Source organism: Spirosoma lituiforme, from assembly GCF_054776635.1.
Window position 1 is genome coordinate 22,996 of record NZ_BAAHBO010000011.1, and the last position, 15,225, is coordinate 38,220.

Here is a 15,225-nt window from a genome sequence, read left to right on the forward strand (position 1 = left end):
GGCACGGTTAGTTACAGGTTCGAAAAAGCAATGTGTACATCAGTAAAGATGTTGATGGCCGGTCGGCCAGCCGGATTGTAGCCATCGGCTTGATCCCCCCGCCAAGTTGAACGAGCTGGTCGGCGTTTATCAACGCTCGGGGTAAGTGTAGCAGCTGCTGCTGATCATTAACGGGTGGAGGCGTAACCCCCTGTCCCAGGCGGTAAAAGGACAGCGGCATGGGCGCCAGCAAATCCGAGCTTTTTTTTTGTTTATGCATGACTAAACGATAGAAGTGATTGGCTGCTGATTATCAGCGGGCAAAAAAACGCGTGAGAAACTGGGTAAGAAAAAGGGTTAGTCCGATAAAAGCCCCCCGTCCGTAGAGACCCCATTCATAGCGCTGGCCCGTGGGCGAAGTACCCAGCCAGAAGTTGACCAACAGGAAAGCCAGTAGTAAAGCAGCCGATAAACATTTTAACAGATCACTCATTCGGCTACCAGTCCATTGTACTGCAGACAGTCGGCCGGCAATTTGAGAAAACCAAAATCTACCAACGAGAAGCAAAACACCAATGAGCATAAATTGCGCCCATAGTGGAAGATTCATCAGTTCATGTCCCGTTTGATATAAAGTTCTTACCATAGTATTTAATGAGTTACGGTTAAGTAGTCCTGGGGAAATCGCCATGATAGTTGTTCCCATTCTTCGACATGCTGGCCAGCTTTAGCGGAAAGCTTAAATTCGTGAGCCAGATGTGAGCCAAGTTGCTTGACAAATACCGGTATGCCAGCCGCTTCCAACTGATCACGTAGTGAAATCAACCATTCAAGTTGACACCTTCGATAGCGAAAATCTTTTTTTCCTGGCTGCCTGGTTTTATAGCCTGACTCGCCCCCCAGTATGGCCCAGTCGAAGGGTAACCGTTTGAAAGAAGCGGACGTTGAGGGCTGAAGGAACGGGTTCAGATCGATCGGACCTAAAAGCGGTTCAAACGAAATGACTTTGTAGTTAGCCCGAATATTTATCAACTCTGGGATTCGCAACTCGGCGGCTTTCTGATCCTCCACTGAGGTTCCTATAATCACGTGGGAATAGCCGTTTGGATGATCCTTTGTACTCCAGTTTTGGGGTAACCGATTCATCACGCGCTCAGGATATTTGGTTAGAATCAGGTATAATAGCTTAGAGGTTTGCTCCAGTATGGGATATACCTCCTCATGCCAGGCATCCGCATGAGGAATGAAGAAGTCACTCATCGAATTCATGAATACGATTCGATCTTTTACCGGTTCATTGCCTTGTAATTGCCGGTTCCAGCGGTAGGGAGACTTCCAGACATCTTCACTGCTTCGACTGACAAGTGTAGGATCCTGTCCCCAGCGATTGGCATGCCGGAACATATAGCACCGGACGCAACCCCGGCTTTTCATCTCGCAACCTTTCCAGGGATTAAACGAATGTTTGGCCCAACCGATTAATGTGTTTGCACCCATTAGATTAAATAGAATTTAGCTTAGAAAACTATAATTTAAATCAATGTAGCCAAAAAAAGTCCGTCCACTCGTCGAAGAGGTTTTCCGGCCTGGACCTACTACGCAGGAGCAGTTAACCTAAACCGGAACCGTCGAAGAGGGAGGATACACCAGTGAAAATGCTTTTCTGAATGTCCCCTGTTTGTAATGCCGCATTAGTTCGTCCGGCGTTGTAAATTGATAGGTGGTGGGTATCTGAAGTAGTTTTTCAGCCAGATAATCCAAATTACAACTCATTACCAGACCAATAGCCATCCCATTTTCGAGTATGACCCCGCAGTAGTCGATCCCGTTCTCCTGAACCGATTCATAAACAAGCCCTACCGTACCCGGTGAAATTTGGTAGATTGGTTCTGTAAATTGAAGTAATGCACCCAGTCTGAATGAACCCGACTTGGTAAAGGGTACATATGGTTTGATGACGAGCTCCATATAATGTTTAACGTAATATCGATCTACAATCTGCGAAAAAGTAATTTACTTTTCATTGTAAATAAGTCTTATAAACTAACAATCAGCTTATCATTCGTTGCCAAACCCACTTATAGTCAGAACTCAATATCGGGAGATTGTTCGTCTCCACATTCCGAATCATCCAGCAGGTTTTCACCAAGGGGTAAGAAATCAGTACACGCTTCTATAAAGCCTAAAAACTCAATCTCATCCTCCAACTGATCAATTCGTCGAAGCGGAACTCGCAGCTCTCCGGTCTCTGAAATGTTAAGCCAGATGGCTGGTCCAAAGTAGACTTCACCAGTAGGTACGTAACGCCAGGCCGCTGGCAGTAAATCGGTTTCCAAGGCTTCCGCGTTCATCATGGCGGCATCCAAAAATGGCTGCTTGGCATATATGCCCATGTGCCGGCTTCCCAGTTGATGAGCCAGGTAAGCGTAACTATCCGAACGTATTATTTGATCGATCGTTTCGGAATAGGGGTCGATCTTAATGAAGTATTCTTCCATAAGTTCAGAGGACTTTTCAGCCAGTTATCAGTTAATAGTCATGTCTAGATGTTAATGGTTAAATATACACGTCCATTTTCAATAAATTAATATTTAAATCAAATACAAGATAATAATCGTAGATCTTTTCCCCCTTAGTCCGCGCTAGCTAGGTTGCAACCACTTCTTGGTAGCTTAATGAGACCTAATATTCCGGCAAGAGTGATAGTTCAACCTGTAACAGTAACAGGGCCTGTTGTAAGAAAACAACTTCATAGTTATTAAGATGGCCACTCTGGTTCAGTGCCTTTAACCGGTCAGGGAGGTCGGTCAATGTTTTTTGAACAAACAAACAGGTTGAGCCGGAAAGGTTCGGAATAGCTGCCGAAATTGTCAATGAATACGATAGGGCTGCCGATTGAAGTGGATTTGCGTTCGATTGTACGATCGGGTTCATACGGGTATATGCGTTAAAGCCGTAAAATTTTTGAACTACAATGTGCGCTAGGGTTTAAGTTTAGTTTTCCGTCGGGTATCCTCACCAGCTGAGCGATCGGGCATTGGCTGCGTTATCGATTTGGGTATTGCAGGTTTAACCGGAGTGGGTAAACTGGGTACACCTGGTTGGTTTCGTTGCGGCTGAACTAGGACGGGTTGATGATTTAGTGTGGGAGCGGATTGTTTCTGGCTCAGTAAACGGGCTTGTTTTTCTTTTAAATCATCGTTCCAGTCTTTATTCATTGAGCGTTTTATTTCGATTGACGCTCCGGACTGACGTAATTCTTTCGTCAGGTTTTCAGCGCGGATAAGCAGTGGCCGTTGATTGGGGAAATCAGCGCGTATTTGCGTAATGTCATCCCGGCTTGTAATGGTGGACAAAGTGGCCTGGTCACCTTCATTATGTAAACGACGGTTCAGTACGTCCCCGATGCGCAGTTTGATTTGCTCAACTGGTGGCGTTGGGCTTGTTGGCAATTCGGGTTTCACTTCAACGTAGAGTGTATTTCGAAATTTACTGCTCCCTATTGCCACAGAGATGCCCGTTACTGGTTGTTGCGGCATATGAAGCTTACTCATCATATTAATGTTATGACGAATGCCTGCCGGGTCATTATCATTACTAAGAATAAGCTTTTCCGGCTGGAGTTTATTGATTAATTTTTGAATCGTAAGCGGTTGAGTAGCGGATGCATTTCCACAGGTGGCAATATAAACGCGGTCAAACTCATTTTTGGGCGGATGCAACTGATGATAGGAAAGCGCATTGATCGGGCTTTCCAGAATAACCATCTCTTTTGGTTTTACAGTCGGATTGATGTTAGATACCCAGATACCATCCTGTTTCTCGCCAACCATACTATTCCAGTCGGTGTTCCGGGTGCTGATGGCAATGATTCCTTTCTCGTTTTCTAGGGGAAAAACCGTATTGGTTCCTGATATACCCGCTTTGGTATCATTGAATGGTTTGTTTAGTATTTTGCCCGCAAACTCGGGTGCCTCAATGGTCGCTTTATCGATTTTACGCTCGTTTTCCAGATAAGACGTATCCGTCAAAGGCTTTAGATTGAAATATTTTACGAGTGACTCGCTGCCCTGTTCAAGTTGTTTGAAACGGTGGGGTTGAATGACTTCATGTTTGGTAAAATACACATTACCCAGCCGGTCACTTAATTTTTTATGCAGATCGTCCCAGCCGGATCGAGTACTCAAATCCAGATTATAGTGCCGGCTAGCCAGGTTTATGATATTTCCCTTATCATAATTATCCTTAGGATTGGTGTAAAAGTACTCGCCTGATGCTGAGTTTCTTCGAACGATGATGGTTTGCCCAGTGGCTGGATTATCCAGAACTGGAACATTGCGGGTCGAGTGCTTTTTATCATAGGCAAAACCAAGATCCTCCGCAAACGTGGCCAGGTTTATATCGGATTTATAGCGCCGAATTAATTCATCATCAGCCGCTTTTTTCTGTTCTACCTGTTCGCGATTTAGGGGTCTAGATGAGATGCTAGTTGAATCAGCCATACGTTTTTACAATAAGAAAAGGGTGGTACAATTTCCCCTCGCGCGTTTTAGGTTAGCGACGAAGTTTGACTTTTGACTTTTTGACGTCTGGCTTTGGTTTGTCACCAGTATCCGTTTGGGTATTGGCAGTAACGTTCGACTGGCGAGTTGATGAGGATAACTCTTTAGATTGGGAAACTGGCGTCAGCTTCTGGTTCGAGGGCTGGGGGGCTGGTGAGCTTATCGACTGGACTTGAGATGGCAGGCTGGCCAGTGGTAGATTATTTTGCTGGGTCTGAATCTTATTGTATTTGAACCCACCTTTGGCCGCCGATAGGCGGGTATACGCTGAGAATTTAGTTCCCTTATAGTCCATGTTATCTAACCGTAAAGCTTTCCCCTCCAGTAGCATCAATTTCTGAACTGGGGTTAATTTTTTACACAGGATTTCATCCGGCATTCTAAACGTATCGATGTTAAAGAGCCTCAACCGCCTGGTTTCCTGATCGACACCAATCAAAGCCTTAAAGGGTTGCCCCCCATTCGGATCAATGAGTTGAGCGGGACGGCCCATATCACCGTACTTATGTAAATACTGTTTATCCTGTTCGGTGAAGGTATCCCCCAGGTATGTCTTACCCAGGGTTAGTTCCGCTCGTACATCCATCTGATGGATTCTAGGACCTTTATCCGGCGTATTGAGTATTACCAGTTTAGCGGTTGATCCATCGTTAAGTATCACTACATCGGTTTGCTTTCCAGCCAGCAGTTTTTCCAGTTGTTGGGCCGTTTGCGGGTCAACTGAATTATTAATTACCTGAAACTTATCACAGATCATATTTTTAAATAAATCCATCTGATAGCGTTTGCCAACGATGGAATTCAGATTTACCCGATCGACGGCGTAGTCGACCAATGGGCCCGGTGTACGAGTGGCGCTCATGTGGCTGTTATGGATTGGTATACACGAAGGGAGTGGTTATGGAATCGACTATAATTTTGGACCTTTTTTCTTTTTAGGTGTGTCCTGCTTTTGAACAGCCGTGCCATTGACCATCGTCTGGGTTTCTTTTTTTCCAGCCTGCTGCCCTTTCGTGGGATTAGTTATCGTAAGCGAAGGACTATTGGTTGATTTATCCACTGTAATGCGCTGTTGACCATTTTTAGCCGCTACACTAACAGCTTGCTTGGTATCGGCATCTTTGCCTGCTCCCGCCGGCTGGACTTGCTTTTTTGATTGCTTGGCTGAAGTCGCCTGCTCAGGCTTAAGGTTGGGATCTACCTTCTTTCTGGTTTTAGGGCTGGCCTGCTTTACGTCTTTTTGATTTGCCGCTTTAATTTTTTCGTCCTGTTCATTGACGCGTTTAAAGGCAAAGCTTCGTTTATTGACGTTAATCTGCACATCGGCCGTAAAGGGCTTTTGATCATCGCCAACCATATTGCGGACGCGTACCACCTGGTGATTACGCAGGGCCTCGCGTTGATCTGGACTGAGTTCTGCTCCCAGCAGCTTGGTTGGGGGCGTAAACCGTTCCTGTCTCATCACCGTCAGGGATTTGTTGGCCGGGTCCACACCAATAAACGCCTGATAGGGTTCCTGGGTAATCTTGTCTTTCAGTGTGACGACACGTCCCATTTCGCCATTCTTCAACAAATTCTCCTGATCCTGTTTGGAGAATACATGGCCCTGATAGCTGACTGGCAATTTCAGCTCCTGCCGTTCCGGTGAGAGGTACACGACTGGCCCTTTACCGGGGACTTCAGCAATGTAGAGTCGACCTGAAACCGGCGTTTCAGCGCCTTGTTCATCACGCCGACTCAGTTGCAGCGTTTCAGTCCGCCGTCCATTCAACAGGTTATCAAGATTACCCGATTTTTCCAGGCTTTCACGAGTAACTCCGTTCCTCTCCATCTGATCTTTAATCTGATTCCAGTCATACCTTGTAGCGGTTGGAATTTCCATACTTGTTTGTGATTGAGATTGATTATGTACACCTAAAAGTTTTTCAATGATTTCCTGCATCATCTGGTGGTTGTGGAGCATATTAGCTACCATCCCTCCATCGAACGTTTTCAGTGAGAGCAGTTTAGACACGATACCGTCTTCCCGTTGCGTTTCACGACGCGTAAGTTCATCAGCACTCTGGACAAGCTGTTCCTGCTCGCGAAGGCCATCCGGATTATGAATAATGGCAACCAGCTCATATTTACCATCCGGGGCTAAATGCTCGCGCAAGGGGCTGTCCATCACGGACTCGTGGACGTCCCACAGGTAATTGGTGATTTTGGCGATGATATCCGGGTTTTTTGATGAATCCAGCGTTTCTACCGTATGCTGCAGTTCCTCCCGTTTCAAACCGGCATCGTACAACGCCTTGGAAATTTCCTCATTGGACAAATACCCGTCATTGCGTAAAAACTGCCGTATCTCTTCGGCTTCAGGAGGCAGCAACAACTCGTACCGGGTCGCTTCAATCTGTTCGTATACCTTCAAAGCCTCGGTATCCGATCCGCCTGGTTGATTTAAGGGAGTCTCGTGAGATACCGGATTAAAGCGAAATTCAACAGTCTGTCCATACTTTGAGTCCGCATCCGACAACTGGTCAGCACGCTCGGTAGCACCAACAGTAAACCCAATGGGTTGATAACTGGGTTGGACAACTTCTTCCCTTTGAGGAGCCTGCGAACTAATTACTTCAGAAGTTGGCTGGGCTTTAGTCCCTGAATCGATCTCATTTTTTACGGGTTGGCCAGGTTGTCCAAGGTCGGTACTTACTGGAGGGACGGAGTTTTGGGCATTCTTATATTGGCTTTCAACAAGGCGCTTCGTGTCAAGATCATTTATTAGAATATCGGCAAATTCGGGCGTAGAGAAACTTGTATTTCCTTTTAAATATCTAGAAACTATTTCATTAACTAAGGGCGTCCTATGCTCGGGCAACAGCTTCCTACCGTTTTCTTTGTACGCTTTATACACTGGTGCCGGGACGATACCCTCCGCAGCAAATTGCTTCAAATCATGATTATCTAACTGATAGGGCCTATTTTGGGTATCAGGATTATTAGTTGAAGTAGATTCCATACGTGTTTTTTTAAGTTTTCCCTTGACCTGACAATATTATTATGTAATATTAAAATTAATATTATTTATACTGTATTTGAAATGAAAAATATTTTTCGATTTATTATTTCAATAGCATTGACCGGCGCTTTCCACTCAGCCGCTGGTCAGGTCATGTTCAGTAGACCCGTGCGCCAATCTATCCAGCTTGGGGACTCAGATAGTCTAATGACTGGTCGAGCGACTAAGCCTACTCAATCCGATAAAGCCTCTTTTGTGGTGACCTTTATGGGCCAATCGATATACCCAGTCACGGAAAAAGCAGCCATGCCACCAGTGACGGCACCATCTCATTTTAAAGCCGTCAACATCAAAAGTCTGAGCCAATCAGACTCTTTGGTAGTCCTGTTACTGGAGGATTCACTAAGTAAAATCCGGACTCAATTGCGAAACTTCACAACCCCTAAATCACTGTCGCCCGACAACTTATTACGGACCATCCCATCGATCTTACCCATTCGTATTCGCTCCTGGTCAGATTATAGAGTTAGTAGTGGTTTTGGGCTTCGGTACCATCCCGTGCGGGGCACTGTTCATAATCACGCCGGGATAGATTTACCCCAAGCAAAGTATTCACCGGTTTATGCTACTGCGGATGGTATTGTCGACAGGGTGGTTTGGCAACCGGATGGCATGGGTTTAGCCATATATATTAAACATGCCTCTGGCTACTTAACGGGCTATGGCCATTTAGAAGACCATTCGGTTCTTGTGGGTGAGTCGATCACTCGGGGGCAGGTTATAGGCCATATCGGAGAAACAGGCATGACGACAGGGCCCCACTTACATTACAGTGTACTTTGGGGAAATGAACCGGTTGATCCAACTGAATATTGTTTTCTCTTAATGAAGAGGTTACAGGCAGCTACGCTGACAACAACTCCCCTCACTCAGCAACGGAAATATGTAGGGAAAGTACGCCTGGCTAGTACGGGCTTCAAACCCAAAAACGCTCCCAGAAGCCTAATTAAGGCCGAGTTTATCGAACCTCTAAAACCAGTAACCATGCCGCGCTCTTCCAGCTTAATGGCTTTGGGTTTGGGCAAACGAATCCTAACCGTTGGACGGTAATAACCAGGCATTAAAACGTAGCCCCCAATATGGATTTAGTCTATTTGGGGGCTTTATTTTCTTACTAGGATAAGTTTACTCCTGAGTCGTATTGGATTCAGCTTGTGGCATAAGGCCATCACGCTGCAACATGTTGAACATGTCCAGAATGATTTTGTTCCGCCTGCGCTCGACGGCTGAGGACACTCGTTTTGTTTTTCTTGATTCCATCTCATAAGGAGTAAACCCGGAATTGTCTTCGGCAAAGAACCATTCCGGGTTCATCTTATAATTTTTCATGTAATGGACGAACAGGAGCAAAAATGAATTCAACGAAATGTCACAATCTTTCTCAGAGCGATAAACTAGATTTTGACTCATGCCAATCGTATCGGCCATCTCAACCTGACTCATTCCGGATGCTTCCCGAATCAGTTCAAATCGCTTAGCAAATTGGGATTTCCATTTCACAACTTCCGAATCTTTTTTCTTTTTCATGTAAGTAATGGTTCGTGTTAAGTATGATTTTGGTCAACCAGCGAGAAGCTCGTCAATCATTTAAATTAATGGGACAGCGTCTGGCCATAGCACAGATATTTCACGTTTTTGTAGCCGCCGGTTCAGCATCGTATTGATACCCATCAGGCATTCACCGGCTCCTGAATACTGTCCATAAGATAGTTGGGATTGGCCGTTACCAAACCCCGTAATAAATGACTATCAGGTCCAGTTCGTATAACCCCTAGTTGCTCGGCTATGATGTTTCGAACATCTTGCTTCACCTGCTTATACTGGTTGTCCACCATGAGGCGTATTTGCTGATCTGAAAACTGTTGGTAATGTGGCAACGGAGGTATTTGGGGCAGCTGCTTCAGTTCTTTTTCCATTGTTTTACTAATGACAATCTTAGCGTGGAACATTTTCTGTTTTACTTCCTGATCTACATTGTCAGCTATGGCACCAGCAAAACGGCCTTGTGATAGATTGCTGAGTTTGGATTCAGGTATCACTGAATCCATTTGCGTCGATAAATTGGTTGTTGTTTCTTTATCAGTGATATTAAAACTTTGACGCTGTTGCACATTTTTCCCAAAACTGCTGCTTAGGTTTTTAGCGGTTTCTCCTTTTACCTGACCGGTAAAAATATTACCAATCGTTGTGAATATGGCATTGGCAACCTCTCTTCCATAGTCACGGATCAATTGACTCAAATCCTGAAGACCTAGCACAACAGCTACCTTGTTACTCCGACCGGTCGCTATCAAATTATCAAGCCCACGTAATAAGACTGTAGGCAATTCATCAATGATGAAGCCGCATTTGATACGGTCTTTTTTGTTAATAAGCTTAATAAGTCTAGACGCATATAGGCCTAATGCTGCGCCATATACCGATTGTCGGTCAGGGTTATTGCCAACGCATAAAATTTTTGGATCGTTTGGGTCATTGATATCCAGTGAAAAATCGTTCCCAGTCATTACCCAGTATAAGGTCGGTGATGCCATTCGGGAAAGGGGGATACGAGCCGAAGCAATCTGCCCTTCCAGCTGTTCCTTGGCATCGTTCTTTAAGGCACTGAAAAAAGGTTCGATGACCAGATCAAGTTCTGGCTCTGCCTTCATGATAGGAAAAATTTCATCATATTGATGGCAGGCAAATTCAATTACATGCGGCAGCGTACAGTAATTGATATGATCGGTTACTCTTGGCTCATTTCGCTGTTCTTCGGATAGTGTGTCCAGGTATTCTTCAACCTTGCGATCATTGTACCGTTTTAGATACCAGATACACGCTGTCAGAAAGCTAATGGGGGATTCCACAAAAAATTCACCCGATTTTTGTATCCAGACTTTATTGAGATTTAACAGGATGGCAGAACTGGCTTCCTGGGCATCGATGATATCAGTCATCAATTCAGGCAGTAACGGATTACAGCGGTGAGACCGTCGGGGATCGTCAAAATTAATAATGTAGAACTGTGGTATTTTACCGTACAGTTTTTGGTATACGTCTTTATTCTTCTGAAGATAGAAATAAGCTATTCTGGATAAGTCTGGAAACTTGAAGTCATAGATAAATAAACAGAATCCTTTCTCGATCATCTGGCGAATGTAATTATTGACCACCGCATAGCTTTTCCCGGACCCTGGCGTGCCAAGCACCATTGTCGCCCGAAAAGCATTAACGACGTTAATCCACCCCTGATGAACCTTCTGTTTATAGGTAAATAAGGTAGGAATATTGATTGAATATTCATTCTCAATCAACTCCGTTTCCTGCATGAAACTTTCATTAACTTCATTGAATGCATCATTGCCAATGGTAATAGGTATGATGCTTGTTGCTTTGGAACCTGCTTTCATAAGTAACAGATACCCCCCAAACGTAGTCACCGTATAAAGAATATTGATGGTGTCGACGTTTAGTTGCCGCATGTCCAGTAAGAGGAAATTGCCAAAGTAAAAAAACAACCCAGCTAAGGCCAGGTAATACACTTCACTCCAGGTAGCTCCAATGTCTTTCTTAGACTTATTACCGAAACAGTAGAGAATCAGTATAGCCAGTGCAGCGAGTTTACTGGCCCAGGTATTGTTAAATAAATGCGTTAGATCATTAAGTGAGCGGATAAAATTGGTTAAAATCGATAACGGAATTCCCAGCTTAGTAAAGACATTGTGGCAGAATACGTAGAGATGAAATAAAAGAATAGCAAACCCAATGTAGAGGATCGTGTTTAAGATCCCCCGGTAGTCTTTGTCATGTTCTGTTTGGCTCATAGCAGTTATAAATTTAGAATGTCCATGAGTACGGAACCTGATGTCCTTTAGTTACACAGAATAAGCTAATTTTTAAATTTTTACCGATGAAAACGCTAAAATACATTTTTGCATGGCAAAAATTAGCTTCCATAACGGTAAATTTTTAACTCTTCATCCGGCTATGGAAGCTTGGCCCTGGAATGAAGGTGAAAAATTCGACCGTATTTAGAAAAAGTCATCAAGCACCGTAATCGGCAAACAATTTATAATTCATTTTTTCAAACGGATAAAAGTGTTATCAAATGGTTAAGTTGATCACCAGTCAGGCACGTATATTTCGTTGATTTTTAAGCTTACCGCCTTGGTCTGAGCTTACGAAGGGGTTGTCCTACCCGCTGTTTCTTCCGCATTTGTGACGTATCCGTACCCTCTGCCAGTGCCTCAAGCAGGCCTCCCGGCTGATCTTGAGCTGGAACCGGCATCACTGGTTGATTCGGCACCGCATCAGTTTTATTCACTTTATTCTCCTGGAAGGGACCGTAGGAGTTGGATAGATAATCCAGGACTTTTTCGGGCTGCGAAACCAACGGCGCTAATGACGGTACTTTATGAACTAATTGATGGAGTATATAGTCAACCCGTTTGTTATTTTTTTGATCCAGCGCCTGAGCCAGATTAAGCATCGCTTTTCCCCGCTCAGTGGTCAGGCCCGTAAGTCGACGATCGGTTTGCAATAGGGCTTCCATCCTGTGGTCTGCATAGGCTCCGGCGGACCGGTGTGATTCCAGGAGCTTCACCAGACTTTCCGGCACTGGATGGTAGAAATTAGGATCCGTTAAGTAGTGACCCATTCTGTAGCCTTCCTTGGTTGGTGCAATGACCATACCGCGCTGATAAAGCCAGTCCACTTTTCTTTCCACTGCCAGGGGAGCATCTTTAAGCAAACTCTCGGCTGTATGCTCATTTAATAATCGACTGGCCCGCTCCCACTGTTCATCGGACAACAAAATTTTCGCTCGCTCACCCATTATATTTCGGAAGCTGGGTTTCTCAACTCGTTTCTCTTTATCAACTTTTGATTTTGTTAGGTTTTTACCCAGGACAATTTGTTCATACAGAGCCCGTTCATGACGCGGAAATTCCTGAGTTGGCAAAGCGATGGATCTGATCTGATCGGGTGGAGCCCCTTTTATAAGCGACTGGGTATCCGTTTCGGAAAGAGGAGTTCGAAACGTTTTGTGTTGATGGTGAACCAATTCCAGTTCACCCCTGGCATTCCGGTGGATATCCAGATAGAACGCTTTCAGGGCTTTTTGTCGATCCGGACCACTCAGCGGAGCCTGATTAATCATCGTCAGAAACCCTTGACTTGTCAGGGCAAAATGGTCCTGATCCCGTTTGATGATCGAGTCGAGTCGGTTCAGTCGATTTTGCTGGAAGGCTTGTACCATATGAATAGCGTCCATGGGCTCTATCTGGTGGGGAGGGCTAGTCAGCAATTGGACCAATCGAGTGATGGGAAATTCCGCTGGCTTTTGTAACAGGGCACTCTCATAGAAATATCCGTTGCGACCTCGAAACTGAAAATAATCTTTCCATAACGCATCCTGTAAGGCTTTGGCTGTGGAATCAGATTCCGATCGATTAATTCCCTGGTTCGTTTGTTGCGCAGAACGCATGGAGGTTGGTGCGGCTGGTTTAAGTAACTGCTCGCGTAGTTTGGCAATGACCTCCGCATTCGGTAGGGAGTTTCCTCCTACCGACTCGGGCAACTGGCGTCGGAGGCGCTCAAGACGGGATTGATTGCCGGTGTCTGCGCTCTGAGCCGCCTGAACTAATAACCGTCCATTTACGGTATGAAGACCTGCTGCCAATTGAGCGTACTCGTTGGGCAGACCTTCGCGTTCCAGTTGATGCCCGTAAATAGAGGGTAATTGCGTAAACGTTGCCGGATTTGTTTGGCTGAAACCTGCCCGGAAACCCTGCTCATTCTTTTCCACGATGATGCCTCGATCCAGGAGCTGCTCAGCTAAGCTTCGATCCGAATGCTGGCAATGGCCCATGACCTGCTGCAGGTAATTCTTGTTGAGGACCGTGCTGATCGACTCATAGAGTGGAGGAGGTAAACAGCCTTTGAGCAAGGATCCGTTAACCTCGTAAAACGAAGCCGATTCCGGGAGTTGGCCACTGGCCGCTGCCAAAAATACCTCCCGATCGGCTTTGCCCAGCGTGGCGGGGAAGGCCACGGCTCGGCTGCCTCCTGTTAGAAGCGCCTGCGTTTGGTCGGCCGTTATACTTAATTTCAACGCGGAGTTATGCCGATGGACCAGCTGCGTTTGCCCTTCCTCGTTGCTTTCTGTTCGCAGGTTTACCGATTCCAGAAAGTTTATTCGGCATTGAGCAGTAATGGGCATCTGGGTGGCCAGTTTTACGTAAATCCCACCTGTTTGCAAAAAGTAACTCTCCTCCTTACTTTTTATCTCCGCAAGTTGACTTTGTTTGTACTGCTCGAATAAACGCACGGCGGTTTGGGCGTGGCCCCGCTCGGTGCCTTCCTGCTGGAGCTTTTCGACCAGCACTTCGAAAGGAAACCGCTCGATGGTTTGACTCTCGAAATACTGGCCAGCCTCTTTGCGATAGGTCTGATAATGACGTCCGACCTGTTTACGAAGATTAATTGCCTCTTTTTCGGAAAGGGTCTTTGCCGCATGGCTTTTTTTGGCAACTGGTTTCGGTTCGTTCACCGTATGCTTAACCGATTGAGGGGGTAATGGCTGAGCTAATTTTACCTGGCTCGTTTCAACAAAGGCTCCCAGCAAATGCTTCCTGCTCAGGCGCGAGTCCAGTTCAGATTCGCCATAGACTGTTCGCCGGTGGTGGTCGACATACATAAATTCTTTTCCCGTATCCAGTACTTGAATGCCGGCTGAACGCAACTGATTTTTATAATCGACTTCACTCACTTTCTGGTACCCTTCCAGTGCTTTTTGTACGTTCTGAAGTAGGTACGGTTTGGCCTGTTCGATTCGCTTTTGGCCGTGTTTGAACCGGTTGTTCAATCGCTCCTGGGTGGGGGCAAAACTGTAGCTCGATGCTTTGATCGCGGGACTGATGGCATCGTCCCCATTGGTCAATTGAAAACTGATTCCCTGATAAGGTTTTCCTGCTTTGGATTCCCCCTTAAGTTGATTGAGTTGAATATTATAGGTAGACAAAAATTGAGTGAACGTATCGGTGCAAGAAAAGCTGTAATCCGTAAAAGCAGTACGAACAATAGAACCGATCGCTTTTTTGGTTTCCCCTTCTCCATATGAAAGCATCTGTTCGGGTAATGACGTCGTCATCAGTTGCTGTTTTCCCTGTTCTTCGGCTTTGACTAACTGATACTTTATTTCCATCTCTTTTCGGATGGCATTGGAGCGGGGCCGGTTATTAGAATCCGATATTTTCTTACCATCTATATCGACTGAAACCGACACGATATGCATGTGCGGATGATGAGTGTCTTCATGGCGGTAAATTAACATGGGTTGATTACCATACCCCATTTTTTGCATATACTCCTCCCCCATCCTTTTTAGCTGTTCATCATCCAATTTCTCCGACGGATGAAAGGCAACTGATATATGCAATGTTGGGCTTGACACGCGTTGATTAAAACCGGCGTATGTTTCTAGCATGGCTATTTTTGATCGCATGCTTAATTCATCCGGATTATCTTTTGGATAGTTACTAACCCCAATTAAATGAGCCTGTCCGTTGGACACTTTTTCTTCATTATATCGAACGGCACCAGCCGGCTTTTTGCCCGTATTGATTCTGACTATCATTCGCT

13 protein-coding genes are annotated in these 15,225 nt (G+C 45.3%); 1 reads left to right on the forward strand and 12 read right to left on the reverse strand.

The window, feature by feature from the left end; genetic code table 11:
* Positions 1 to 7: 7 nt before the first annotated feature.
* From ACYU87_RS25340 to ACYU87_RS25380, 9 genes are all read right to left on the reverse strand, one after another.
* Positions 8 to 259, reverse strand: coding sequence for a hypothetical protein (locus tag ACYU87_RS25340; RefSeq protein WP_461136807.1), 252 nt, complete (start codon positions 257 to 259; stop codon positions 8 to 10).
* Positions 260 to 292: 33 nt separating this feature from the next.
* On the reverse strand, positions 293 to 472 hold the full coding sequence (locus tag ACYU87_RS25345; RefSeq protein WP_143100762.1) for a hypothetical protein: 180 nt from the start codon (positions 470 to 472) through the stop codon (positions 293 to 295).
* 158 nt (positions 473 to 630) lie between these two features.
* On the reverse strand, positions 631 to 1,476 hold the full coding sequence (locus tag ACYU87_RS25350; protein WP_461136808.1) for a DUF5131 family protein: 846 nt from the start codon (positions 1,474 to 1,476) through the stop codon (positions 631 to 633).
* Between the two features lie 117 nt (positions 1,477 to 1,593).
* The gene (locus ACYU87_RS25355; protein WP_461136809.1) at positions 1,594 to 1,947 is read right to left on the reverse strand and encodes a hypothetical protein; all 354 of its coding nucleotides are present in this window, start codon (positions 1,945 to 1,947) and stop codon (positions 1,594 to 1,596) included.
* Between the two features lie 116 nt (positions 1,948 to 2,063).
* Positions 2,064 to 2,477, reverse strand: a complete 414-nt coding sequence (locus ACYU87_RS25360; protein WP_461136810.1) for a hypothetical protein — start codon at positions 2,475 to 2,477, stop codon at positions 2,064 to 2,066.
* A gap of 184 nt (positions 2,478 to 2,661) precedes the next feature.
* A complete protein-coding gene (locus ACYU87_RS25365; protein ID WP_461136811.1) occupies positions 2,662 to 2,913 on the reverse strand; it encodes a hypothetical protein in 252 nt (83 codons plus the stop codon).
* A gap of 47 nt (positions 2,914 to 2,960) precedes the next feature.
* On the reverse strand, positions 2,961 to 4,481 hold the full coding sequence (locus ACYU87_RS25370; RefSeq protein ID WP_461136812.1) for a toprim domain-containing protein: 1,521 nt from the start codon (positions 4,479 to 4,481) through the stop codon (positions 2,961 to 2,963).
* 52 nt (positions 4,482 to 4,533) lie between these two features.
* Complete coding sequence (locus tag ACYU87_RS25375) at positions 4,534 to 5,403, reverse strand: DUF3945 domain-containing protein (RefSeq protein WP_461136813.1); 870 nt, start codon at positions 5,401 to 5,403, stop codon at positions 4,534 to 4,536.
* Between the two features lie 48 nt (positions 5,404 to 5,451).
* Entirely contained in the window at positions 5,452 to 7,542 is a 2,091-nt protein-coding gene (locus ACYU87_RS25380; RefSeq protein WP_461136814.1) for a DUF4099 domain-containing protein, read from the reverse strand.
* An 81-nt stretch (positions 7,543 to 7,623) separates the two neighbouring features.
* Between ACYU87_RS25380 and ACYU87_RS25385 the strand changes: the two genes are divergently transcribed.
* Positions 7,624 to 8,652 (forward strand): M23 family metallopeptidase, encoded by a 1,029-nt coding sequence (locus tag ACYU87_RS25385; RefSeq protein ID WP_100992994.1) that lies wholly within the window; start codon positions 7,624 to 7,626, stop codon positions 8,650 to 8,652.
* Positions 8,653 to 8,727: 75 nt separating this feature from the next.
* On the opposite strand, the gene ACYU87_RS25390 is transcribed toward ACYU87_RS25385, so the two are convergent.
* The 3 genes from ACYU87_RS25390 to ACYU87_RS25400 form a co-directional block, all read right to left on the reverse strand.
* Positions 8,728 to 9,129 carry a helix-turn-helix domain-containing protein gene (locus tag ACYU87_RS25390; RefSeq protein WP_100992995.1) on the reverse strand — a complete coding sequence of 134 codons (402 nt, stop codon included), beginning with the start codon at positions 9,127 to 9,129 and terminating at the stop codon, positions 8,728 to 8,730.
* A 143-nt stretch (positions 9,130 to 9,272) separates the two neighbouring features.
* Positions 9,273 to 11,408, reverse strand: coding sequence for a YWFCY domain-containing protein (locus tag ACYU87_RS25395; protein WP_461136815.1), 2,136 nt, complete (start codon positions 11,406 to 11,408; stop codon positions 9,273 to 9,275).
* A 335-nt stretch (positions 11,409 to 11,743) separates the two neighbouring features.
* On the reverse strand, positions 11,744 to 15,220 hold the full coding sequence (locus ACYU87_RS25400) for a relaxase/mobilization nuclease domain-containing protein (protein WP_461136816.1): 3,477 nt from the start codon (positions 15,218 to 15,220) through the stop codon (positions 11,744 to 11,746).
* Positions 15,221 to 15,225: the final 5 nt, after the last annotated feature.

Bases quoted from the DNA above. Each gene is read 5' to 3' on its own strand.
- ACYU87_RS25340 (WP_461136807.1), bottom strand. From the start codon at position 259: ATGCATAAACAAAAAAAAAGCTCGGATTTGCTGGCGCCCATGCCGCTG.
- ACYU87_RS25350 (WP_461136808.1), bottom strand. From the start codon at position 1,476: ATGGGTGCAAACACATTAATCGGTTGGGCCAAACATTCGTTTAATCCC.
- ACYU87_RS25390 (WP_100992995.1), bottom strand. From the start codon at position 9,129: ATGAAAAAGAAAAAAGATTCGGAAGTTGTGAAATGGAAATCCCAATTT.
- ACYU87_RS25365 (WP_461136811.1), bottom strand. From the start codon at position 2,913: ATGAACCCGATCGTACAATCGAACGCAAATCCACTTCAATCGGCAGCC.
- ACYU87_RS25370 (WP_461136812.1), bottom strand. From the start codon at position 4,481: ATGGCTGATTCAACTAGCATCTCATCTAGACCCCTAAATCGCGAACAG.
- ACYU87_RS25380 (WP_461136814.1), bottom strand. From the start codon at position 7,542: ATGGAATCTACTTCAACTAATAATCCTGATACCCAAAATAGGCCCTAT.
- ACYU87_RS25400 (WP_461136816.1), bottom strand. From the start codon at position 15,220: ATGATAGTCAGAATCAATACGGGCAAAAAGCCGGCTGGTGCCGTTCGA.
- ACYU87_RS25375 (WP_461136813.1), bottom strand. From the start codon at position 5,403: ATGAGCGCCACTCGTACACCGGGCCCATTGGTCGACTACGCCGTCGAT.
- ACYU87_RS25360 (WP_461136810.1), bottom strand. From the start codon at position 2,477: ATGGAAGAATACTTCATTAAGATCGACCCCTATTCCGAAACGATCGAT.
- ACYU87_RS25385 (WP_100992994.1), top strand. From the start codon at position 7,624: ATGAAAAATATTTTTCGATTTATTATTTCAATAGCATTGACCGGCGCT.
- ACYU87_RS25345 (WP_143100762.1), bottom strand. From the start codon at position 472: ATGAGTGATCTGTTAAAATGTTTATCGGCTGCTTTACTACTGGCTTTC.
- ACYU87_RS25395 (WP_461136815.1), bottom strand. From the start codon at position 11,408: ATGAGCCAAACAGAACATGACAAAGACTACCGGGGGATCTTAAACACG.
- ACYU87_RS25355 (WP_461136809.1), bottom strand. From the start codon at position 1,947: ATGGAGCTCGTCATCAAACCATATGTACCCTTTACCAAGTCGGGTTCA.